Source organism: Sphingomonas sp. G-3-2-10 (assembly GCF_012927115.1).
Lineage (GTDB): Bacteria > Pseudomonadota > Alphaproteobacteria > Sphingomonadales > Sphingomonadaceae > Sphingomonas.
Map to the genome: position 1 here is coordinate 1,516,062 of NZ_JABBFY010000001.1, position 22,366 is coordinate 1,538,427.

Sequence of the window (22,366 nt, forward strand, 5' to 3'; positions counted from 1 at the left end):
CACACGTCCCTGCCCTCAGGATTGAACCGCGGCTGATTTGGAATTCGCGGCAGCCCCGATCGAGGAACAGACGATCAGGCCGATCGCCAACCATTGGGTCGTGGTCAGCATCTCGTGCAGGAAGATCATTCCCGCCAGCGCACCAACCGCCGGCTCGACACTCAACAGGGTACCGAAGGTATTCGCCGGAAGACGGCGCAACGCGACCATCTCGAGGGCATAGGGCAGCGCGCTGGAAAGCACCCCACGGCCAGACCCAGCGCCAGCACCTCGGGCCGGAGCAGCGCCGCCCCGACATGGGCGACGCCGATGGGCGCGGCGAAGACAGCAGCGATCAGCATCCCGGCGGCGGCCGCACCGGAGCCGTGCGCATTGCCGGCCCGCTTGCCCGCAAGGATGTAGATTGCCCAGAACAGGCCCGCCAGCAGCGCCAGCGCGATCCCTCGCCAGTCGAGATGATCGGCGCCGCGCCACAGCGGCAGGAGCAGCAGCAGGCCGCCGGCCGCGAGCGCGATCCACACGAAATCGGATTTCCTCCGCGACGTCAGCACCGCAACGGCGAGCGGTCCGATGAACTCGATCGCTATGGCGACGCCCAGCGGAATATAAGTCAGCGCCTGATAGAAGGCGAAGTTCATTGCCCCGAGCGCGAGGCCGTACACCAGCAAAGACTGCCATTCGAGGCGCAGGTTCAGCCGCCACGGGCGGAATATCGCCGTCAGGATCGCCGCGCCGATGATCAGGCGGATGGCCGCCGCTCCATCCGGACCGACGAGGGGAAACAGCCCCTTGGCCACCGAAGCGCCACAGGCGATCGAAGCGATCGCCGCGAACAGCGCACCGATGGCGACGAGATCGAAACGAGTGGAAGCGACCCGCAGCACGGTTGGTGTGTTCATGGAATACTCGGACGGGAACTGATGCGGGCGAAGCTACCCCCTCCTCGCGATAAACGCGCTCTATTTTAACGCAGACTCGATAAAATTTATCGCGTATTACTACCCTAATGATCAGAAATCGCGATCTGGATTCGTTCGATCTCAAACTGCTCGGCCTGATGCAGGCGGACGCCCAGCAGGCGATGGCCGCGCTGGCGGAAGCGGTCGGGCTGTCGGTCCCCGCCTGTTATCGCCGCATCCGTCGCCTGCGTCAGACCGGCGTGATCCAGCGCGAGGTCGCCATCGTCCGGCCAAAGACACTCGGCTGGCCGCTCTCGATGATCGTGCTGGTCACGCTGGAACGCGAACGCGCGCATACGATGGAAGATATGATGGCCGTATTGCGCGCCGAACCGGAGGTGCTGGAGGCGTGGAACGTCACCGGCGACCACGACCTGGCGGTCCGCATGGTCGCGCGGGACATGGAAAGCTACGACGAGACCGTCAAACGCCTGTTCGTCATCGACGAGCGCGTGCGGAACTTCCAGACGCTCGTCGTCATCCGCCAGATCAAGGAGTTGAGCCCCGTGCCGGTCGCGGCGAACGACTAGGCGCGCCGGGAGGCTTGAAATGTTGGATGTCAACTGCTTGGCTCAGCGCGCCCGGAGGTTTGGGACCGCTCCTTGAAATCTCGAAACCCCGGTCTTCCGAACGCGCGATAGTGTCAACTTTGCGTCAACTTTGCGTGACTCTAACCGCGCAGACCTCGCTTCACGGCACGCATCCCGCCGATCACCTGACTGACCGCCAGATCGGTCACGCTGCCATCCTGCATCGAAACGCCCTGCGGCCAGCGCGCAACGGCCTGATGCAGCGCGATGCGGCCCGAGCGGACGCCGGCGCGGCAGAGGCGCCACCAGAGGCGGGAGATTTCACGGTCGATCAGCACCGCGGTGCGCCGGTCGGGCCTGGCGCGCGCCTCGAACGCCACGCGCAGCAGTGCGATGCCTTGGAACAGCCGGGCCAGCGTCTCGCCATCGGGCACCGGCTCGCGCGCCATCACATGCTCGATCAGCAGCGGCGTGAAATCGGGCGAATCCTCGCCCAGCCACTCGATATGCCGCTCGCGCAGCAGCTTGCGGGCATGGTCGCGCATCGTGCCGTTGAAGACGTTCGACGCGCCGCCGTCATGGATACGATAGTGCAGCAGTTCCTCGTCGATCTGGGCGAGGCGGCCGAACTGGCGGATGCGGTAATAGAAATCGAAATCCTCGACATAGCGCATCTCGGGCCGCTCGAACGGCGTCAGGCGGCGCGCGGCGTCGGTGCGGAACATCACCGACGACCATGCCATCGGATTCTGCACCAGCATAAGCCAGTCGATCAGTTCGGGCGTCAGCGGACGCGGCCAGGTGCCGGGGCTGAGTTCCCCGTCTTCGAGGAAGCAGGCGGCGCTGCTGACCAGCACGGTCTCCGGATCATTGTCGAGGAACGCGACTTGCTTCGCGAACCGCTCCGGCAGGCAGATATCGTCCTGATCCAGCGCCGCGCAGTAGCGGCCCCGCGCTTCGGCGAAGGCGATGTTGCGCGCGACCACCGGCCCGCCATTGGTCCCGGCGCGGATCACGCGGATGCGCGGATCGCCGTAGCTCTCGAGCACAGCGACCGTGTCGTCCTTCGAGCAATCGTCGACGGCGATCAGTTCCCAGTCGGTGAAGCTCTGCGCCAGCAGGCTCGCCAGCGTCTCGGGCAGCAGCGCCGCGCCGTTATACGCGGCCATGATCACGGAGACCGTCGGCATCAGGCGACCTTGCGCGCTTCGGTGCGCTCCAGCAGCTGATCGACGATCATCAGGCCGATATCGTTCTGCCACAGCCACAGGCCATTGGCCTTGCCGCTGAAGCTGCTCTCGCCGCCCAGTCTGCCATCGGGCACATGCCCCGAAGCGAGGCCGATGCCATAGACGCCGGAAATCGGATGCCCTTCGACATCGAGCACGCGACATTGCTGGTCGACCAGCCGGGGACGGCCCGGCGCATCGGCGTTGAGCACGATCCGCTGGCCATGAACATCGAACAGCGCAAGCGCGCGGGGGCGATAGCCCAGTGCGCCGATCACCACATCGGCATTGGCGATCTCCGCGCGGATCTCGTCCTCGTTCCCGCCGATCATCCGCAGCGCCAAGCGCGGATCGGGCACACGCCCGCCCACCGCCAGCATACGCAGGATCAGCTCGCGCGCTTCCAGCCGGAACCCGGCAAGGCGATAGACGAAGCCGCTGACCGGGCAGACATCGTCCGGCCCGAAATCGGTGAAGCCGTCGTCCCACGCCGCTTCGACCGAATGGTAAAATGGCCGCAGCGGGCGCCGGTGATAGAGTGACAAAGCCCCTGCCCCGAGTTCCAGCGCGGGCGATGCCTTGAGCAGCAGCGCCGCCGCCGCCATCGCACTGGTCGATCCGCCGATGATCGCGATACGCGGCGCGCGGTTGCCCGCAGTCCGCTCACGCAACCGGTCCACCCCGCCGATGGCGAGGAAATCGTCGCCCAGCATCAGCCGGTTGCCCGCCAGTTCGCCCAGCGTGCCGCCCGCGACCTGCTCGGCTTCGATATGCTCGCGCGACTGGTAGCCGCCGGTGGCGATGACGATGCTGGCGGTGCGCATCACACGCTCCTGCCCGGTCGTCAGGTTACGCACCCGCGCCGCCCATGTGCCGTCGGCCTGCCGCCGTGCCTCGGTCACTTCGCTGTGCGTCGCGACATAGCCGCCATTCTCGACAACGATCTCGCCCAGCCGTACGCCGGTCGCTTCAAGGAAAGGCGTCGTGCGATGGAGCGGCACGCCGATCGTGCCGCCCTTGTGCAGCGCGATCTCCTGCCCGCTCAAATGGCTTTCGAGCGCGGCGACATCGCCATGCACATTGCCCTTCACCGCGGTCAGGAAGGTCTCGGCCGTGCTGTCCGACGTGATCGCATAATTGCCGATCGCGCCGCGCCCGAGCACGGCGTCCCGCTCGACCACCGCCAGACCGCCCTGCGCCAGTTCGGTCAGCCGGTCCTGCTTGGTCGCCGCGGTCAGCAGCGCGGTGCCCGCCGGCCCGCCGCCAACGATCAGCGCGGAGTGAACGAAGCTGCCGCGACGCTCGCGGCTCACATGATCGCGGCCCAGGCGTGCACAGGCGTCCATCAGCGCTTCGCAGACCCGGTCGACGTCGCTTTCGGTCATGCTGTCGGTCACCGGCAGCGAGAGGATGCGCGCCGACACGTCGTCGCACACCGGCAGCGGCTCGATCACCGCATTGGCGCGGAACCAGGGCTGTTCGCCCAGATGCGGACTGAAATACTGGCCGGTGCCGATGCCCTGCTCCGCCAGCGCCGCGCAGATGCCCTTGCGGTGCCCGGCGAATTCGCGCGGCAACAGGATCGACTGGCACTGGACCGCCTGACGGCGGCCATGCTGGACCTGAAATTCGAACCCGTTCTCGGTCGCGAACCCGGCCAGCCGGTCGCGATAGGTGCGGTCGAGCATCGCGCGGTGATCCGCGACGGCTTCGATCGTCTTCAATTTCTCCGCCGCCAGCACGCCGAGCACTTCGGGCAGCTTGGCGTTGAAGCCTGGCCCCTCGGCGGAGCGGCCGCCCGCGAACCCGAAATTGGTCATGCGGCGAAGCTGTTCGATCAGCCCGGTATCGCCCGAATGGATCAGGCCGCCCTCGGCGGTGGCGAACACCTTGGTCGCGTGCATCGAACAGACGATGGCGAAGGGCGCTCCGGCGCCGAACGCCTTGCCCTCCGCGTCCAGCGCGCCGAGCGATGCTGCCGCATCGACCACCACGCCGGTGCCGTATTTCGTATAGCCGCGATAGCGCTCCAGATCGATCGACGCGCCGAAGGTCGCATAGGGCACCACCACCGCGATGCGATCGCCATAGCGGTCGAACGCGGCGGCTTCCGCCGCCTCGGCCGCGGCCCAGTCGCCTGGATCGACATCGCAGATCAGCGGGGTGAGGCCCGCCCATTCGGCGGCATGAGCCGTGGCGGCAAAGGTAAAGCCCGGCATCAGCGCGAACATGCCGCGCCCAGCACGCGGCCCGGCGGCATGGCGGATCGCCAGCATCAGCCCCAGCGTGGCGTTGCCCACCGCGAGGCAATCGCCCTGCCCGCCCAGCATCCCGTCGCGCAGGTCGCGTTCGAACCCGCGCACCACCGGCCCGCCGTTCGAATAGATTCCGCGATCCTCGACCGCGCGCAATTCGTCCTGCAATTCGCTCAGCCGTGGCGGCTGCGGTGCGATCAGCGGCAGCCGATCCAATGCGTTTCTCCCCATGCGCAAAGTCAGTGGGGCGAGACCCTAGGTAAAGGGGGCTTAGAAACGGTAAATAACGGCCAAACCGATTTCGGGCGGGCAAAGAAAAGGGGTTCCATCCGCCGTGACGAATGGAACCCCCTTGCCAGTTACCGCAGCGTCATTCCCCGCGTTCGGGGACTTCGGCGCGGAACACGCGAGGTGAGGCCATCGATTCCAGGCCGCCCTTCTGTGCCTTGGCATCCTGGTCGGCCTTCAGGTCGCCCTGCCACTCGTTCCACGAGACCAGTGCCCCGGAGAGCTGCAGCGAGAAGTCGGTCGAGATCCACTCGCTCCGCTTGCTCTCATAGTTCGGGATGTTCGGCCCGAAGATGCAGACGCCATTGATCTTGTCCTGGAAGGGAGAAGCGCACTTGCCGTTCGCGAAATAGATGCTGTCCATCTGCGCGAAGGTGACGTTGCCCTTTTGCTGGCTCACCGGCGCGTTCGGCGCGGCGCATTGCGGGGTCAGGTTGCTACCGAACTGCGACAGCAAAGGCGGGGTGAAGCCATTGGCGTCGGGCACCGATGCCGTCTGGTGGCACGAGGTGCACGAGCTGGCGACGTTGTCCGCCGGCCCGTTCAGGCGCGAATTGCACCCCAGATGGCCCGGCCGCTGCGCGATGCTAGATCCGCCCGATGCATTGAGCCGGTCGACGACGCCCCACGAGATCACCCCGTCCGCAAAGCCGTTCTTGCGCGGATCGGCCGGGAAGGTCGAGGCAAGCTGGCCCGCCGGCGGGGTGTCGTTGCCCCACATCAGGCCGAGCAGCGAGATGCGCCGCCACGGATTCTTCTCGCCCGCCTTGAACTGGCCATCGGCGACGAAGGTACCGAACACCCAGCCGCTGGGCGAACGCGAATCGCGCACCGCGATGTCGAACTGCATCAGCGTAACCTTGCCCAGCTTGCGCTGGCACAGCTTGCTCTGCTGCGGCATCGTCGCGCCCTTGGGCGGCGTGCAGAAGGTCGGGTTGCTGCCGCCCGCGCTGCCGGTGCTGAGGTTCGCGGTCCAGGCCGGCATATTCTCGAGGAAGCCGATATTCGCCGGCGTGGCGGTGGTGAACAGCAGCTTCCCGATCACCGTACCATCGGCGAATGCGAGATTGTCGGTCGGGATCGTGGCGGTGCCGTCGGCCTTCCACACCGAAGCAAGCGTCGGCGCGGCGTTGCCGTTGTAGAAGCCGACTGCCCAGACGGTGGTGCCCAGCGGGGCCGCCTGGCTCGCGACGCTGAACGTCACCGGCGCTTCGCGGGTCAGGCCGTGAACGAATTCGCGGCCGGACAGCACTTCATAGGTCTGGAACGGCATGTTGAACCATTGCCGCTTCTTGTTGTTGCACAGATCCCAGTCGGTATTGATGTTGCCGGAATCGACATTGCCCTCCTGGATGTAATCCATGATCGCCCAGCCGAACGCTTCGGAGAGCTTGGCCTTGTCCGCCTGCGAGGTGCCCGCGGCGAACAGCGCGTCGAACTTGCCGTCGCGCCACGGCTGTTTCGACGCATCGTCGGGCGTGCCCTGCGAATAGGCATCGGCCAGCCGGAACGGTGCGTTGGTATATTCGGGGTTGGAGGGATCCCATTTCTGAGCCGCAGGCGTGTTGCTGACCGTCTGTCCCTGCCACATGCCGACCTTGTCGAACGCCGGATCCTGCCAATAGGCCGGCCAGACGCCGCTGCACGGGCTGGCGACCGGCGTTCCCGCCGTCGCGGTGGTTGTGGCGGCGGTGGAGTTGGACTCCGTGGCGGACTTGCAGCCCGCAAGCGCGGGCATGAGCGCCAGCATCAGCGTGGCGGTAGTTCGAAAGCGCGTGAGCATGGCCTCTCCCAAGCGAGGATGCGGGAGCGGCACGGCAGAAGCCGGCGAGCCCCCTCGGTTCACGAACGGGAACGCGACCTACCCAACAGGAGAAACCGTGCGCCATTGCCGGCCGCGCATCGTGCGCGCCGAAGCGTCTTGCCCCGCGCAGTGGCTATCATGGAAATCGCATTCCGTCCCAACGCTAAACAGTCGGATTCGGCGTGAATTGTTTCGCTGCCGATTGTTCCGTTGCGATGCCGCTTCGGTTCTGGCGAATCTCAGGGTCCGCCGCTAACCTGCGCGCAGACGGGGGAACATCTGTGATTATCGGTATCGATCTGGGCACCACCAACAGTGCCGTTGCAATCTGGCGCGACGGCGAGTCCGTGCTGGTGCCCAATGCGCTGGGCGACTTGCTGACCCCCTCCGCCGTGAGCATCACCGACACGGGCGAGGCGCTGATCGGCTTGGCCGCGCGCGAACGCCAGCCGACGCATCCCAAGCACACCGTCACTGCCTTCAAGCGCTTCATCGGCACCCAGCAGTCGGTGACCTTGGGCAAGCGCAAGTTCGACGCCGAGGAACTCTCTGCGCTGGTGCTGCGCCAGCTCAAGGCCGATGCGGAGGCGTTCACCGGCGAAACCGTCACCGGCGCAGTCATCACCGTCCCTGCCTATTTCAACGACCGCCAGCGCAAGGCCACGCGGCGCGCGGGCGATCTGGCGGGCCTCGAAGTGAAGCGGCTGGTCAACGAACCCACCGCCGCCGCGCTCGCCTTCGGCATCCAGACCCGCGAGCAGGAGCCGTTCCTGGTGTTCGATCTTGGCGGCGGGACGTTCGACGTGTCGATCGTCGAAGTGTTCGATGGGGTGGTCGAGGTGCGCGCCTCGTCGGGCGACAACCGGCTGGGCGGCGAGGATTTCAACGAGCGGCTGATCGATCTGGTCCGTGCGCGGATCGATCCGGACAAGAAGCTCGAAAAGGCCGATCCGGTCGTCCTCGCCGAATTGCTCCGCGCCGCCGCCGAACGGACCCGTCGCAAGCTGAGCGAAAGCGACGAAGCCGAATTCGCGATCGTGTGGAAGGACGAGAGCTTCGCCACGACCGTCTATGCCTCGGCGCTGGAGGAAGCCTGCGCGCCGCTGCTCCAGCGGCTGCGCGATCCCGTCCTGCGTTCGCTGCGCGATTCGAACATCCGCGTCGAGACGCTGAGCGAGATCGTGCTGGTCGGCGGATCGACCCGGATGCCGATCGTGCGCAAGGCGATCACCCGGATGTTCGGCCGCTTCCCCAATGCAACCGTCCATCCCGACCATGCGGTGGCGCTCGGCGCGGCGGTGCAGGCCGGGTTGCTGAGCCGCGACGTCGCGCTGGATGAGGTGCGGCTGACCGATGTCTGCCCCTTCACGCTGGGCATCGAAGTCGCCGAGGGCGATGGGCGCGGCGGCTATCGCGAAGGCATCTTCTCGCCGATCATCGATCGCAACACGCCGATCCCCGCCAGCCGGGTGAACAGCTACCACACGCTGGCCGACAACCAGCGCGAGATCCATTTCGGCATCTATCAGGGCGAAGCGCGCGAGGTCGCGTCCAACGTCAAACTGGGCGAGATGCGCATTCAGGTGCCGCCGAAGCCGCGTGGAGAGGTGTCGATCGAGTGCCGCTTCACCTACGACACCAGCGGAATGCTCGACGTCGATGTCAGCGTACCCTCTACCGGCGTGACGCGCAGCCTCGTGATCATGGACCAGTCCGATCCGCTGACCGAAAAACAGATCGCCGAACGCCGCGATGCGCTTGCCGCAATCAAGGTCCATCCGCGCGAGGAGAGCGAAAACGCCGCCGTCCGCGCCCGCGCCGCGCGCTGCTACGAGAGCTTTCTCGGCCGCGAACGCGACATTGTCGGCCAATGGCTGTCCACCTTCGACGGCGCGCTGGATTCGCAGGACCCGCGCACCATCCGCGAAGCGCGCGAGCAACTCGTGACGGCACTCGACAGTCTTGAGGGCGAGCGCTTCCTGTGAGCCGCGACACCTTCGCGCGATGAAATACCGCGACCCCTGCTGGGCCATCCTCGAGATCGAGCCGATCAGCGACCTGCGCGCGATCCGCGTTGCCTATACGCGCAAGCTCAAGGCAATCGATCCGGAAACCGATCCGCAGGCATTCATCGCGCTGCGCGAAGCCTATGACGCCGCGCAAATACAGGCACAATGGGTCGATCTGCCGGACGATGACGACAGCGACGACGATTATGACTGGGAGGCCGAAGAATGGTCCGGCGAGCCCGCTGCGGGATACAGCTATAATCCCATCACCGGCACCGCCACGCCGCTGGCGGATGCCGGTCAGGACGACAAGTTTCACGCGCTTGCCGGTTTCCTCTTCCCGGACGGCGAGCGGCGCAATGCGACGCCAGGTCAGGACGACGAGCGTGAGCTGAACGCGTGGCTCGATCCGATCCTTTCCGATCCGCGCATGGAACAGGTCGGCTTCCACGCCGATGTGGAGCGCTGGCTGGCCGATCTGCTGGCCCGCGCATGGCCCGCGTCGGACGCGATATTGCTGCGCAGCGCGCGCCATTTCGGCTGGGACGCGGGCGCCGATCCCGCGACGCACATCAGCCCCGCGATCGACTTCATCAATGCGCGGCTGCGCGACGTCGGCCGTTACGGCAACGCCACCGATCCCGCGATCCGCCCCGGTCCGGCATCCACGGCGTCCGAACGGGAGGCGCAAAACCCCCTCAGTCCACCTCGGGTGGATATCCCCGAGGCGCCGCCGGGCATCACTATCCCCCTGCCCGACAGCGGCCCCGAATGGCAGCGGCCAGAACCGGCGCCCCGAGGCATGGCGATCAACGATCCGGTATCGGGCCCGCGCTTCGATCCAGCCGTTGGCGATGCCGATCCGGTGCCTTTGCCGGGCGGAGACGGACCCGAAGCGCGGCCCTCGCCTTGGGCGGGACTGACGCCGGAACAGGCCAATGCCCATGCCGGCGCGCTGGCCAGCCTGCTTCATTCGTTTCACGGCGAATCAGGCTGGCCGACCCCCGAACAGAATCAGGAGATGCTCGCGCACTGGCAGGCACTCAGCGCCGACCCCCGGTTGCAGGAAGTCGCCTATTTCGCGGATGCCGAGCGCTGGTTCAGCGATCTGATCGCGCACACGTCCCCTGTTTCCGACCCGCTGGTGAGGCCAGTCACACGGTTCTTCGGCTGGCTGGCGAGCGATGGCACCATTTCGCAGAGCTGGTCGATCGCAACGATTACCCAGCGCTTCCGGATGCTGGAGTTCATGGATGCCGTGCAGCAGCACGGGCATCCGCTGCACGCGGCGTGGGGCGAACTGGTGCGACCTGCCGGAGAAGGATCGCGGCGCGGCTTTGTCGGCCGGCGCAAGGTACGTGACCTGCTGACGATCGTCCGGCGCGATTATCCCGATCTGGAAGGCTGTTTCGACGGCTATCGCGTGTCCCTGTGGGAGGACGGTGGCAGTAGCGGTGGCGGCGCCAACCTCGGCGGCTGGGTCGCCCCGCTGCTATTCGCGTTGTTTCTGATCGTACGTGCCTGCACCAATATGGAATCTTCAGATTACCGTCCGGCCACAGCAGTCCCGTCATCAGTGGACGTCAGCGTTCAACCACCGCTCGCAAATGCCGATGCCGAGCTTGATGCGATCCTGAAGGACATGCTGGGCGACGGGATCGACATGTCGACGATCACGAAACGCAATACGCCGCTGGCCGTGGCGCTCAAGGCGCAATGGCTGCGTGACCGAGAGCCCGACGGTCCCAGCTTTACCCTGGCACCGAACGTCCGCGCGCTGCTTCGGTCATGGTACACCGAGGGGATAGGCAAGGCCGATGCGGGACTGTTGGCCGATCATCTCCGATTGGTGATCGACGTCGCTCGAACCCTCTCCGCGACCAGCTCCGAAGATTGCGTGCGATTCCTCGAAAGCAGCCGCGTCTCCGGCCCGAACTTCGCCTTCTCCGAAGCGCTGCTCGAACGCGAAAGGGCGTTAATGGCGCGCACGTTGCTGAGCGCTCGTGCACCATCGCCCAACGCACAGACTGTCGACCGCAACTTCATGGTGCCGGGCGATGTCGTGGCCGATGCGATGCGGCGCTCGCGGCTCAGCGAGGATCAGTTCAGCAAGGCGACCACTGCCGCGGGCCCCATCGCCCGCCAATGCACGGGGCGCATCGCCCTGATGGAAGCCATCCTCGCCCTGCCCCGCAAACGCGGGCTGCCGCTGATGCGCAAGATGTAGGGCTTAGTTCTCGTCGCCCATCCGCAGCGCTGCGATAAAGGCTTCCTGCGGAATCTGCACCGAGCCGTATTCGCGCATCTTCGCCTTGCCCTTCTTCTGCTTTTCCAGAAGCTTGCGCTTGCGCGTCGCGTCGCCGCCATAGCATTTGGCGGTCACGTCCTTGCGCATCGCGCTGATCGTCTCGCGCGCAATCACCTTGCCGCCGATCGCTGCCTGAATCGGGATCTTGAACAGGTGGCGCGGGATGAGTTCCTTCAGCCGCTCGACCATGCCGCGGCCGCGCACTTCGGCAGTAGCGCGGTGGACGATCATGCTGAGCGCGTCGACCGGCTCCTCGTTTACGAGAATGCCCATCTTGACCAGATCGCCTTCGCGATAGCCGATCTGCTCATAGTCGAAGCTGGCATAGCCCTTCGACATCGACTTCAGCCGGTCGTAGAAATCGAACACGACTTCGTTGAGCGGCAGTTCGTAGGTCACCTGCGCGCGGCCGCCGACATATGTCAGGTTCTTCTGGATACCCCGGCGATCCTGACACAGCTTCAGGATCGATCCGAGATACTCGTCGGGGGTGTAGATCACCGCCTGAATCCACGGTTCGGCGATGCTCTCGATCTTGTTCGGCTCGGGCATGTCTGCGGGATTGTGCAGCTCGATATGCCCGGCGCCGTGCGTCAGCTCGATCTGATACACCACCGACGGCGCGGTGGTGATAAGATCGAGGTCATATTCGCGGATCAGCCGCTCCTGGATGATCTCCAGATGCAGCAGGCCGAGGAAGCCGCAGCGGAAGCCGAAGCCCAAAGCCGCCGAGGTTTCCATCTCGAACGAGAAACTGGCGTCGTTCAGCCGCAGCTTCGAAATGCTCTCGCGCAGCTTTTCGAAGTCGTTGGCGTCGACCGGGAACAGGCCGCAGAACACCACCGGCTGGACTTCCTTGAAGCCCGGCAGTGCTTCGAGCGCAGGCCGCTTGGCGTCGGTCAGCGTGTCGCCGACGCGGGCCTGCGCGACTTCCTTGATCTGCGCCGTGATGAAGCCGATCTCGCCGGGGCCGAGGTCCGGAAGCTGCTCGATCTTGGGCGTGAAGGCGCCGACGCGGTCAATCAGGTGGGTCGTCCCCGCGGCCATGAACTTGATCTGCTGGCCCTTCCTGATCGTGCCGTCGATCACGCGGACCAGAATGACGACGCCGAGATACGGATCGTACCAGCTATCGACCAGCATCGCCTTGAGCGGCGCGTCCTTGTCGCCCTTGGGCGCCGGGATGCGCTCGACCACCGCGTCAAGGATATCCTCGATGCCGATGCCGGACTTGGCACTGGAAAGCACCGCGTTCGACGCGTCGATGCCGATGATCTCCTCGATCTCGTTGCGCACCTTTTCGGGTTCGGCCGAGGGGAGATCGATCTTGTTGATGACCGGGATGATCTCGTGATCATGCTCGATCGACTGATAGACGTTGGCCAGCGTCTGCGCCTCGACGCCCTGCGCCGCGTCGACCACCAGCAGTGCGCCTTCGCAGGCGGCGAGCGAGCGGCTGACCTCGTACGCGAAGTCGACGTGACCCGGCGTATCCATCAGGTTGAGGACATGGCCCTTCCAGTTCAGGCGCACGGTCTGCGCCTTGATGGTGATGCCGCGCTCCTTCTCGATATCCATATTGTCGAGCAGCTGCGCCGACATTTCGCGGGCCTGCAGGCCCCCGGTGGTCTGGATGAGGCGATCGGCGAGCGTCGACTTGCCGTGGTCGATGTGCGCGATGATCGAGAAATTGCGGATGAGCGAGAGTTCGGTGGCCATGATCCGCGCGCGTTAGCAGGCGGTGCGCCGAATGCGAAGAGGCTAGGCGGCGCTTTCATATTCCCCTGAAATAAAGTAGAAACATTTCTTCGAGGGGGGCCTGCTGATGCGTAATCCCACCGACTTCGACTTCATCATGATCAAGCCATCGCATTATGACGACGATGGCTATCCGATCGTGTGGTGGCGCACCGTTCTTCCATCCAACTCGCTCGCTGCGCTCAACGGGCTCGGCCGCGACGCCGCGCGACGAAAGGTGCTCGGTCCGGATGTGAGCATCAACCTGACGCCGATCGACGAATGCAACACGCATATCGATCCGCGAAAGATGGCGCGGACGATCCGCAAGCGGGGATCAAGGGCGCTGATCGGGCTCGTCGGGGTCCAGTCGAACCAGTATCTCCATGCGCTCGATCTCGCCCGCGAGTTCCGCGCGGAAGGACTGCCCGTGGTGATCGGCGGCTTCCACATCTCCGGTTGTCTCTCGATGCTGAAGGAGATTCCGGGGGAGATACAGGAAGCGCTCGACTTGGGCTGCTCGATCTTCGCGGGGGAGGCCGAGGAAGGCCGGCTCGACCAGCTGTTCGTCGATGCGTGGCACGACGATCTGAAGCCGATCTACAATTATATGGACGACCTGCCGAACCTGGCGGGCGCCCCTACGCCCTGGCTGCCGCGCGAGGCGATCAAGACCTCGGCGCCCTGGTCGAGCTTCGATCTGGGGCGTGGCTGCCCGTTCCAGTGCAGCTTTTGCACGATCATCAACGTGCAGGGCCGCAAGAGCCGTTTCCGTTCCTCTGAAGATCTCGAGACGATGATCCGCGAGAATTACGCGCAGGGGATCAAGGCCTATTTCGTCACCGACGACAATCTGGCGCGCAACAAGCATTGGGAGGAGTTTTTCGACACCCTCATCCGCCTGAGGGCAGAAGAAGGCATGGCAGTGCACCTGACGATCCAGGTCGACACGATGTGCCATCGCATCCCGGGCTTCATCGACAAGGCGGCGAAGGCCGGTGCGTGGCGCGTGTTCCTGGGGCTGGAGAATATCAACCCGGACAATCTGATCGCTGCCAACAAGCGCCAGAACAAGATCACCGAATATCGCCACATGATGCAGATGTGGCACGAACGCGGCTGCTTCCTGCTGGCCGGCTATATCCTCGGCTTCCCCGGCGATACGAAGGAATCGATCCTCCACGATATCGAGATCATCAAGCGCGAACTACCGATCGACATCCTCGAATTCTTCATCCTCACGCCCCTCCCGGGCTCTGAGGATCACCGCAAATTGCTCTATTCGGGCCAATGGATGGATCCCGACCTCAACAAATACGATCTCCACCACCGCGTGTCGCACCACCCGAAGATGTCCGACAACGAATGGGAGGACGCCTATCAGGCGGCATGGGATGCCTATTTCACTTGGGACCATATGGAGCGGGTGGCGAAGCGCCACGCCCGGCGCGCCAATGGCAGCCCGAGGCGGGCGCTCCAGTATATGAACGAATTCCGGATGCTCTATTCGCACGAGAAGGTGCACACGCTGGAAGGCGGCGTGATCCGCCGCAAGCGCCGCCGCTCGCGCCGTCCGGGGATAAAGCTGGAAAACCCGCTGATCTTCTATCCGCGCCACTGGACCGACAGCCTGATCAAGATCGCCCGCTATCTGAACGGATTCCGGCGGGAAAAGCAGGTGCTGAAACGCGTTCTCGCCGCGCCGGACCGCTGGGACTATATGGACCTTTCCATATCTCCCCCGGCGGACGATGAGCTGGAAAGCCTCGGCCTGTTCCAGGAAACGCGTGGCGGTGCCGAAGCCGTGGTTCGCGAGACGCGGGTACGGCCGCCCAACGAAACCGCAGCGGCGGCCTGATCGCGCCTCATTGCGAAGCCCTTCGGAGTTGGGCACCACCATCCCCAAGGGAGAGAGGCTGATGCGGAAACTGATCGGAATGCTGGCGGCGGCGCTGTGTGCGCTGGGGGGAAGCGCGGTAATCGCGGGCAACGAGCCGGCGCCCAACTATGTCATGCGCCACCTCGACACCCCGGCGGGCGAGCGCGATCCGGATCTGACCGAACAGGGCCGAAAGGGTGCGCAGGCCGTCATCGCCTGGTTCAAAGGCAAGCCGCTGGCGGCGATCTATGTCAGCGACTTCAAGCGCACCCGACAGACCGCCGGGCCGCTGGCGGTGGAGCGCGGGATCGAACTGACGCTCTACGACCCGCGCGACACCCCTGCCCTCATCGCCCGGGTCAAGGCTGAGAAGGGTCCGGTGCTGATCGTCGGGCACAGCAACACCGTGCCCGATATCGTCGATCAACTGGGCGGCGAGCGGCCTGCGGATCTGGCCCATCCCGATTTCGGCGATGTCTGGGCCGTATCGGGAGGCAAGACCATTCGGGAGAAGCTGACCTATTGAGCGAAATCCGGAACAGCTTTCCGTCGCAATCTTGTCGCTGGAACTACCCCGTCACTTTTCGCTCTGCTAAGAGATTTCGTCCGCGTCACCGGCTTCGGAAAACAGCCGGATCGCGAGGGTGTTTGCAGGAGGAGATTCGCCGATGCGTAAGTTGATTCTGGCCATCGCAGCCGTAACCGCATTTTCCGTCACCGCCGCGCCGGCCGTGGCGCAGGTCACCAAGGGCAAGTCTTCGGGCCGCAAGGCGCAGGAACGCGGCACGCGCGAGATTCCGCGCTGCGCCCGCCCGCTCGGCACCATCGCGATGGTCCCTCCCGAGAACCAGTGGTGGCGCGAGATGAACCTCGGCAGCCCCGAGGCGATCCTGAAGGTCTTCGTCCAGCAGTCGGGCTGCTTCACCCTCGTCAATCGCGGCCGCGCAATGAACAGCCGCGCGATGGAGCGCGCGCTCGCCGATCAGGGCGAACTGCAGCGCGGTTCGAACATGGGCAAGGGCCAAGTCCGCGCCGCGGATTATCTGCTCGAGCCGGACATCGTTTCTGGCAACCGCAATTCCGGCGGGATGAATGTCGGCGGCCTCGTCGGCGGCCTGATCGGCGGCCGCGTCGGCGCGGTGGTCGGCGGCATCAACGTCAAGAAGAAGGAAGCCAACGTCACCCTCTCGATGGTCGATTCGCGCACCACCGAGGAATATGTGGTCGAAGGCTATGCGCGGAAGACCGATATCGGCTGGGGCGCCGGCGGCGGCGCGGGCTGGTGGGGCGGCTTCGGCGCGGCGGGCGCCAGCAGCTACCAGAATACCGAGATTGGCCAGGTGATCGTGCTGGCTTACCTCGACGCGTACATCAAGCTGGTGCAGCAGCTCGGCGGACTTCCCCCCGGCGAATATTGATCGCCCCCCGGGGTTTGAACACGGCGGCGTTTCCTTCGGGAAGCGCCGCCGTTTTCCATTCTAGCCGTTCGCCGCCTCGATCGCCGCGATCGCCGCCTCGTAGCGGGCTTCCGCATCGCCGCTGATCAGGACCCAGGGCACGCCGCGCCGTTCCAGCTCCGCCTTCGACAGATCGAAGAATTTCTGCCGCGCTTCGGCGGAACCGAACATGCGCGTGCCATCCTCGATCCAGGGAAGATCGATGTCGAACAGCAGATAGAGATCGGCCACGCCGTCCCACGCATCGAACCAGGGGTGGCGCTCGCCGAACAGCATGTCGGCCCAAACCGCGGTCATCAGCGGATCGGTATCGAGGATCAGCGGCTCGATCCCCTCGACCAGCAGCATCTGCGTGCCGGCGTCATGGATCTTCGCGATCTCGAGCAAATCTTGCATCGTGAAGTCGATGCCGCGCGCTTCGGCATATTCGCGGCCATATTCGTCGACCACCATCCCACCGAACCGCTCGGCAAGGCGCGGCGCGATGGTCGATTTTCCGGTGCTTTCGGGGCCGTGGAGGCAAATCGTACGCAGGGTCATGCAGCTGTCTTCAACGCACGGCGCCATTCGCGCAAGCCGATGATCGAGAGGATCAGGAACACTACGTAGAGCGCGGCAGTCGCCCACAGCCCCTTCAGCGCGAACAGCGGAATCGCCATCAGGTCCACCACGATCCACAGGATCCAGCTTTCAAGGTTGCGGCGCGACTGGAGGATCTGGGCGGCGACGCTCAACATCGCGATCGCGCCATCCCACCACGGAAAATGCGCGTCGGTGAACGCGTGCATTGCCGCGCCCCATGCCGCCGTCGCCACCAGCGCACCCGCGATCCACGCACCGAAGGCTGGTGGCGGCAGCGTCAGCACCTTCACTTCGCCGGCGTCGGCCCGCGACTTGCTCCAGTTCCACCAGCCATAGAATTGCACGCCGAAGAAGAAGATCTGGAGCAGCGCATCGCTGTAGAGCTGCGCATGGAGGAAGACGAATCCGTACAGCGTCACCATCAGCAGCGCGACGGGGTAGTTCCAGATGCTCCGCCGCACCACGAGGACGATATTCGCCAGCCCGAGCAGCGCCGCGGCCAGCTCGATCGGGGTCATTCCGAACCCGGAGGGAAATGGCGCGAAGGGATCGAAGGGCAGGCTCACGCCGCGCCCCTAGCAGCTTCGGCGCATAAGGGTCGAGACGGATTGGGAACAATCCCGACCTGGAGCTTAACACCATCTTCACCACGACGCGGCCATTGGCAAATAATGTCCATTTCGGTTTCATTTTCCGCGCCCGTCATCGCTCAGGCCCTGATCGGGGCCGGCGCGCTGGCTGCGTTCACGGTCACGCCGCCTGCCGAAGGCCGGATGCTGCTGGTGTCTCTGAGCGGAGAAACCGATGCCACCGTCACCGGCTGGGCGATCGATCACGGCCTGCAGATCATCGATCGCGGGCCGGTCGCCGGATCGCTGGTGGTAGCTGGACGCTCGCGCGAGATCATGGGCGCAGCACTTACCCATGGGAAAATCCTGACCGCCGCGCCTGCGGCAGGATGTGGAGCCGGGACCAGGTAATGACGAACGAAGCCACCCTCACCCCCTATCGCCGCAGCGGCGTCCGCCTGCTGGTCGGTCTGTTCTGGGCCGCATGGCTCGGGCTGATCCTGATCGGCTGGGGCCAAGGCAGCGACAAGGTGTTCCTCGCAATGGCGGTCGGGCTCGCCGCGCTGGCGCTGCCGACGATCGGCCTGATCCAGCGGCGCACCGACTCCGCGATGCGGATCGTGATGGGCGTTTCCGCCGCACTGTTCCCCGCGCTGCTGGTCGGGATTCTCGAGGGGCATCCGTGGCAGATGGACATGCACATGTCCTTCTTCGTCAGCATGACCTTGCTGCTGCTGCTGCTCGACTGGCGGCCGATCGTCGCGTGCACCCTGTTGATCGCCGCGCACCATCTGATGACCTTCTACCTCATGCCCGAATGGGTCTTTCCCGGATCGGGATCGCTGACGCGGGTGATGGTCCATGCCGCGCTCGTCACCGGGCAGGCCGCGATCCTCATGTTCATGACGCAGCGCCTTCGCGAACTCATCCTGCGCAGCGAAAATGCCCGCGAAGCGACCGACGCGATGCGTCATGAGGCCGTCGACGCCCAGTCCGCCACGCAGGCCGCGCTCGACGAACTGCGCGCCGCGCAGGCGCTGAGCGACAAGAGGCTGCGCGAACGCCAGGCCGCTGAAGCCGCGCTGGCCGAAGCCACCAGCGAACGCCGCTCGGCGATCGCTTCGGATATCCATACCCGCATCGGCGCGCTCGCCGCCGACCTCCAGAGCGCCGCCGCTTCGCTTTCGGGGCAGGAAGATGCGCTGGAAAACGTCTCCACCCGTCTGCTCAGCGAAGCCCAGGCCCTGCGCCGCGCCAGCGAGAAGTCGCTCAGCAACATGGTCTCCGTCGCCGAAAGCGCCGACCAGCTCTCGCAATCCTCCGCTGAGGCGGGCGGCAATGTCCGCCGCGCGAACACGCTGGTGGTCGAGACCGCCGGCACCGTGGGCGCGCTGGAGCCGCGAATGAACGCGCTGAACGGCGAGATCGAAGGCGCGCGCGGGATCCTCGATCTGGTTTCGTCGATCGCGGCGCAGAGCAACCTGCTCGCGCTCAACGCCACGATCGAGGCGGCACGCGCGGGCGATGCCGGGCTTGGCTTCGGCGTGGTCGCGCACGAGATGAAGCAGATGGCCCAGCGCACCGCGACGGCCACGATCCAGATCGCCGAAAAGCTCGATCATATCGCGGGCGCCGCCGATACCTTCGCCGAAGCCATCGGCCTGACCACCACCCGGATGGACGCGGCCGGCCAGTCGACCATCGCCATTTCCTCGGCGGTCGACCAGCAGCTTCAGGCGCTCTCCGCGATCGCCCGCGCTGCCGAAGCGGTGAAGGAAGACGTCGCCGAAACCGACGCGCGCAGCCGAATGATCGGCGAAGCGGTCGACGAGAATCGCGCAATCGCCGCGCGCGCTTCCGACCTTGCCCGCCTGCTCGACACCCGCGCCCGCGCACTCAGCGACAGTATGGACCGGCTGATCGGGGATTTGCGCGCCGCCTGATCCTTCGCTTGCCCCCGCCGCCGACCGCGCTACGCTGCGTTCAAAGGAACCGGGAGAGCGTATGCGACATATCGCGGTGATCGGATCGGGGCCGGCGGGATATTATACCGCCGAGGCCTGCCAGAAGACCTTCGGCGACGCCGTGCGCGTCGATATCGTCGACCGGCTACCTGTCCCCTATGGCCTGATCCGCACCGGCGTTGCCCCCGATCACCAGTCGATCAAGGGCGTGTCGCGCCGTTACGAGGCGGTGGCGCTGACCGAAAATGTGCGGTTCGTGGGCAATGTTTCGGTCGGCAAGGACGTGTCGATCGAGGAACTTCGCGAGCTGTACGACGCCGTGGTGCTGGCGACCGGCGCTCCGCTCGACCGTCCACTGGAGATTCCGGGGGCGGATCTGCCCGGCGTGGTTGGATCGGCGGCGTTCGTCGGCTGGTATAACGGACATCCCGATTTCGCGGGCCTCGGCCCCGCGCTCCACGGGCCGGGCGCGGTGGTGATCGGCAATGGCAATGTCGCGCTCGACGTGGCGCGGATCCTGTCCAAGACCGAAGCGGAATTCGACGGTTCGGATATCGTCGCGCACGCCCTGACGCTGTTGCGCGCTTCCAAGATCGACACGGTGACGCTTTTGGGACGGCGCGGGCCGCACCAGATCGCGATGACGCCGAAGGAACTGGGCGAGCTGGGCCACCTGACCCGCGCGCAGCCGCTGGTCGACGCGAGCGATTTCCCGCCGCCGGAAGACGACGGCCTGCTCGAACCCGGCCAGCGCAAATCGGTCACGCATCTGCGCGACTTTGCCGGGCGCGAGGAAGATCCGGCGAAATCGGTGCGGATCATATTCGATTTCTTCGCGATGCCGGTCCGGATCGAAGGCAGCGGCAGGGCCGAACGCGTGATCGTCGAGCGCACCGCGCTGGACGCCGCGGGCAACGCCACCGGCACCGGCGAAACCTATGCGATCCCCGCCAGCCTGGTGGTGAGCTGCATCGGCTATCGCACTCCGCCGATCGAAGGGATCCCCTATGACGACCGCGCCGGCCGCTTCGCCAATGACGAGGGCCGCGTGCTCCCCGGTCTGTACGCGGTCGGCTGGGCGCGGCGCGGCCCGACCGGCACGATCGGCACCAACCGCCCCGACGGATTCGCCATCGCCGAAAAGATCGCGGCGGACATCGGCGAAGGCTCGGGCAAGGCGGGCCGCCCCGCCCTCGATTCGCTGCTCGAATCGCGCGGCGTGGACGTGGTGACCTTTCGGGACTGGCAGAAGATCGAGGCTGCCGAGACCGCCGCCGCGCGAGAGGGCGCCCCCCGGGAGAAGTTCACCAGCATCGAGGAAATGCTGGGCGCGCGAGGAACCTGACCGGAGACGCTTGCGCGACACCAAAGGGCTCGTTATAGGCGCGCCTCCAGCAACCGATCTGCCCCCGAAAGGCATCGCGATCGGTACTCCGTCGGGGAGTAGCTCAGCCTGGTAGAGCACTGTCTTCGGGAGGCAGGGGCCGGAGGTTCGAATCCTCTCTTCCCGACCATTTTCCTATATTTTTGGGTTCAGCGAGGCTGAACCCCCGCGGCACCACTCTCCGCAGCGGTTCCAACGATGCTACGCATCGCTGGAACCTTGGGTTGCTCCGCCCGCACCTCCACCCGGCCACCCATAGAATATACTTCCGTTGGGTGGCCGGGTCGGGTGCGAGTTGGGGCCGTTTCGGCGACGCCGAATTCGCTCTAAAGCTACAGCGAAGTGTCCGTCCGCAAGATCATCCACGTCGATATGGACGCCTTCTTCGCTTCGGTGGAGCAGCGCGACGATCCGTCGTTGCGCGGCAAGCCCGTGGCGGTGGGCAGCGCGTCCGGGCGCGGCGTGGTCGCGGCGGCGAGCTACGAGGCGCGCAAGTTCGGGGTGCGTTCGGCAATGCCATCGGTAACGGCGCTGCGGCGCTGCCCGGATCTGATCTTCGTCCCGCACCGATTCGACGTGTATCGATCGGTCTCGCGCCAGATCCGCGAAATCTTCCTCAGCTACACCCCGCTGGTCGAGCCGCTGTCGCTGGACGAAGCCTATCTCGACGTGACCGAGAATCTGCGCGGCCTGCCCTCGGCGACCGAAACTGCGAGCGAGATTCGCGCGCGTATCCACGAAGCGACGGCGCTCACCGCTTCCGCCGGCATTTCGTACAACAAGTTCCTCGCCAAGCTGGCGTCGGACCAGAACAAGCCCAACGGCCAGTTCGTCATCACGCCCGCCGCCGGGCCGGGATTCGTCGCCACCCTGCCCGTCTCGCGCTTTCACGGCATCGGGCCGCGCACGACCGAGAAGATGAACCGGCTGGGCATCCATACCGGCGCGGACCTGCGCGAGCGCGAACTGGGCTATCTCCAGGCGCATTTCGGCAAGGCGGGCGGCTGGTATCACGCCATCTCGCGCGGCGAGGACAATCGCGCCGTGACACCCGACCGGCCGCGCAAATCCTCGGGCTCCGAAACGACGTTCGAGCACGACCTGCTGACGCCCGAACAAGTCGAGCCCCCGATGCTGCGACAAGCCGATTCGGTGTGGGACTGGTGCGAGCGGACCGGCGGGCGCGGGCGGACGGTGACGGTGAAGGCGCGCTATTCCGATTTCCGCATCGTGACGCGCAGCCGGACGCTGGGCGGCCCGGTGAACGACCGCGAGACGATGCATCAGGTGTCGCTGGCGCTGATGCGGACGCTCTACCCGCTGCGCGCGGGGATCCGCCTGATCGGGGTGACGCTGTCGACCTTCGAGGCAGCCGAAGCGCCGGAGAGCTTGCTGGATTTGCTCTGAGGCCG

At 65.6% G+C, this 22,366-nt stretch carries 18 protein-coding genes and 1 tRNA gene; 11 read left to right on the plus strand and 8 right to left on the minus strand.

Annotation, left to right across the window (positions count from 1 at the left end):
- Positions 1-15 precede the first annotated feature (15 nt).
- A complete protein-coding gene (locus tag HHL13_RS22500) occupies positions 16-210 on the minus strand; it encodes an EamA family transporter (protein ID WP_240953647.1) in 195 nt (64 codons plus the stop codon).
- A complete protein-coding gene (locus HHL13_RS07605) occupies positions 162-884 on the minus strand; it encodes an EamA family transporter (RefSeq protein WP_240953648.1) in 723 nt (240 codons plus the stop codon). The genes HHL13_RS22500 and HHL13_RS07605 overlap by 49 nt, the downstream gene beginning before the upstream one ends.
- A 122-nt stretch (positions 885-1,006) precedes the next feature.
- On the opposite strand from HHL13_RS07605, the gene HHL13_RS07610 reads away from it, so the two are divergent.
- Positions 1,007-1,489: an Lrp/AsnC family transcriptional regulator gene (locus tag HHL13_RS07610; RefSeq protein WP_169555106.1), complete on the plus strand. Its 483-nt coding sequence runs from the start codon at positions 1,007-1,009 to the stop codon at positions 1,487-1,489.
- Between the two features lie 140 nt (positions 1,490-1,629).
- Here the strand turns inward: HHL13_RS07610 and HHL13_RS07615 are convergent, their stop codons facing one another.
- The 3 genes from HHL13_RS07615 to HHL13_RS07625 all read right to left on the minus strand — a co-directional run bounded on the left by HHL13_RS07615 (position 1,630) and on the right by HHL13_RS07625 (position 7,044).
- Positions 1,630-2,679: a glycosyltransferase gene (locus HHL13_RS07615; RefSeq protein WP_169555107.1), complete on the minus strand. Its 1,050-nt coding sequence runs from the start codon at positions 2,677-2,679 to the stop codon at positions 1,630-1,632.
- Positions 2,679-5,189, minus strand: coding sequence for a DegT/DnrJ/EryC1/StrS family aminotransferase (locus HHL13_RS07620; protein ID WP_169555108.1), 2,511 nt, complete (start codon positions 5,187-5,189; stop codon positions 2,679-2,681). The genes HHL13_RS07615 and HHL13_RS07620 overlap by 1 nt, the downstream gene beginning before the upstream one ends.
- Before the next feature lie 154 nt (positions 5,190-5,343).
- Complete coding sequence (locus HHL13_RS07625; protein ID WP_169555109.1) at positions 5,344-7,044, minus strand: hypothetical protein; 1,701 nt, start codon at positions 7,042-7,044, stop codon at positions 5,344-5,346.
- Between the two features lie 302 nt (positions 7,045-7,346).
- Between HHL13_RS07625 and HHL13_RS07630 the strand changes: the two genes are divergently transcribed.
- Positions 7,347-9,050: a molecular chaperone HscC gene (locus tag HHL13_RS07630; protein ID WP_169555110.1), complete on the plus strand. Its 1,704-nt coding sequence runs from the start codon at positions 7,347-7,349 to the stop codon at positions 9,048-9,050.
- Positions 9,051-9,069: 19 nt separating this feature from the next.
- The gene (locus HHL13_RS07635; protein WP_169555111.1) at positions 9,070-11,301 is read left to right on the plus strand and encodes a hypothetical protein; all 2,232 of its coding nucleotides are present in this window, start codon (positions 9,070-9,072) and stop codon (positions 11,299-11,301) included.
- Between the two features lie 3 nt (positions 11,302-11,304).
- Here the strand turns inward: HHL13_RS07635 and lepA are convergent, their stop codons facing one another.
- On the minus strand, positions 11,305-13,101 hold the full coding sequence (lepA, locus tag HHL13_RS07640) for a translation elongation factor 4 (protein WP_169555112.1): 1,797 nt from the start codon (positions 13,099-13,101) through the stop codon (positions 11,305-11,307).
- A gap of 106 nt (positions 13,102-13,207) precedes the next feature.
- Between lepA and HHL13_RS07645 the strand changes: the two genes are divergently transcribed.
- The 3 genes from HHL13_RS07645 to HHL13_RS07655 all read left to right on the plus strand — a co-directional run bounded on the left by HHL13_RS07645 (position 13,208) and on the right by HHL13_RS07655 (position 16,416).
- On the plus strand, positions 13,208-14,977 hold the full coding sequence (locus HHL13_RS07645; protein WP_206376865.1) for a radical SAM protein: 1,770 nt from the start codon (positions 13,208-13,210) through the stop codon (positions 14,975-14,977).
- Positions 14,978-15,038: 61 nt separating this feature from the next.
- Positions 15,039-15,524, plus strand: a complete 486-nt coding sequence (locus HHL13_RS07650; protein WP_169555113.1) for a phosphoglycerate mutase family protein — start codon at positions 15,039-15,041, stop codon at positions 15,522-15,524.
- Between the two features lie 142 nt (positions 15,525-15,666).
- Positions 15,667-16,416, plus strand: a complete 750-nt coding sequence (locus tag HHL13_RS07655; protein WP_169555114.1) for a CsgG/HfaB family protein — start codon at positions 15,667-15,669, stop codon at positions 16,414-16,416.
- 60 nt (positions 16,417-16,476) lie between these two features.
- Here the strand turns inward: HHL13_RS07655 and HHL13_RS07660 are convergent, their stop codons facing one another.
- Positions 16,477-16,995: an ATP-binding protein gene (locus HHL13_RS07660; protein ID WP_169555115.1), complete on the minus strand. Its 519-nt coding sequence runs from the start codon at positions 16,993-16,995 to the stop codon at positions 16,477-16,479.
- Entirely contained in the window at positions 16,992-17,603 is a 612-nt protein-coding gene (gene pnuC / locus HHL13_RS07665) for a nicotinamide riboside transporter PnuC (RefSeq protein WP_346775501.1), read from the minus strand. Before pnuC ends, HHL13_RS07660 begins: the two co-directional genes overlap by 4 nt.
- Before the next feature lie 105 nt (positions 17,604-17,708).
- On the opposite strand from pnuC, the gene HHL13_RS07670 reads away from it, so the two are divergent.
- The 5 genes from HHL13_RS07670 to dinB all read left to right on the plus strand — a co-directional run bounded on the left by HHL13_RS07670 (position 17,709) and on the right by dinB (position 22,361).
- Positions 17,709-18,017 carry a hypothetical protein gene (locus HHL13_RS07670; protein ID WP_169555116.1) on the plus strand — a complete coding sequence of 103 codons (309 nt, stop codon included), beginning with the start codon at positions 17,709-17,711 and terminating at the stop codon, positions 18,015-18,017.
- Entirely contained in the window at positions 18,017-19,549 is a 1,533-nt protein-coding gene (locus tag HHL13_RS07675; protein WP_169555117.1) for a methyl-accepting chemotaxis protein, read from the plus strand. The genes HHL13_RS07670 and HHL13_RS07675 overlap by 1 nt, the downstream gene beginning before the upstream one ends.
- 61 nt (positions 19,550-19,610) lie before the next feature.
- A complete protein-coding gene (locus HHL13_RS07680) occupies positions 19,611-20,915 on the plus strand; it encodes an FAD-dependent oxidoreductase (protein WP_169555118.1) in 1,305 nt (434 codons plus the stop codon).
- Between the two features lie 92 nt (positions 20,916-21,007).
- Positions 21,008-21,084, plus strand: a tRNA-Pro gene (locus tag HHL13_RS07685).
- A gap of 212 nt (positions 21,085-21,296) precedes the next feature.
- Positions 21,297-22,361 (plus strand): DNA polymerase IV, encoded by a 1,065-nt coding sequence (gene dinB / locus HHL13_RS07690; RefSeq protein WP_346775502.1) that lies wholly within the window; start codon positions 21,297-21,299, stop codon positions 22,359-22,361.
- Positions 22,362-22,366 lie beyond the last annotated feature (5 nt).

What these genes read in the sequence shown, in the direction of transcription:
- HHL13_RS22500 (WP_240953647.1), bottom strand. Translation starts at nt 210, where the DNA reads ATGGTCGCGTTGCGCCGTCTTCCGGCGAATACCTTCGGTACCCTGTTG.
- HHL13_RS07610 (WP_169555106.1), top strand. Translation starts at nt 1,007, where the DNA reads ATGATCAGAAATCGCGATCTGGATTCGTTCGATCTCAAACTGCTCGGC.
- HHL13_RS07615 (WP_169555107.1), bottom strand. Translation starts at nt 2,679, where the DNA reads ATGCCGACGGTCTCCGTGATCATGGCCGCGTATAACGGCGCGGCGCTG.
- HHL13_RS07625 (WP_169555109.1), bottom strand. Translation starts at nt 7,044, where the DNA reads ATGCTCACGCGCTTTCGAACTACCGCCACGCTGATGCTGGCGCTCATG.
- HHL13_RS07635 (WP_169555111.1), top strand. Translation starts at nt 9,070, where the DNA reads ATGAAATACCGCGACCCCTGCTGGGCCATCCTCGAGATCGAGCCGATC.
- lepA (WP_169555112.1), bottom strand. Translation starts at nt 13,101, where the DNA reads ATGGCCACCGAACTCTCGCTCATCCGCAATTTCTCGATCATCGCGCAC.
- HHL13_RS07645 (WP_206376865.1), top strand. Translation starts at nt 13,208, where the DNA reads ATGCGTAATCCCACCGACTTCGACTTCATCATGATCAAGCCATCGCAT.
- HHL13_RS07650 (WP_169555113.1), top strand. Translation starts at nt 15,039, where the DNA reads ATGCGGAAACTGATCGGAATGCTGGCGGCGGCGCTGTGTGCGCTGGGG.
- HHL13_RS07655 (WP_169555114.1), top strand. Translation starts at nt 15,667, where the DNA reads ATGCGTAAGTTGATTCTGGCCATCGCAGCCGTAACCGCATTTTCCGTC.
- HHL13_RS07660 (WP_169555115.1), bottom strand. Translation starts at nt 16,995, where the DNA reads ATGACCCTGCGTACGATTTGCCTCCACGGCCCCGAAAGCACCGGAAAA.
- HHL13_RS07670 (WP_169555116.1), top strand. Translation starts at nt 17,709, where the DNA reads ATGTCCATTTCGGTTTCATTTTCCGCGCCCGTCATCGCTCAGGCCCTG.
- HHL13_RS07675 (WP_169555117.1), top strand. Translation starts at nt 18,017, where the DNA reads ATGACGAACGAAGCCACCCTCACCCCCTATCGCCGCAGCGGCGTCCGC.
- HHL13_RS07680 (WP_169555118.1), top strand. Translation starts at nt 19,611, where the DNA reads ATGCGACATATCGCGGTGATCGGATCGGGGCCGGCGGGATATTATACC.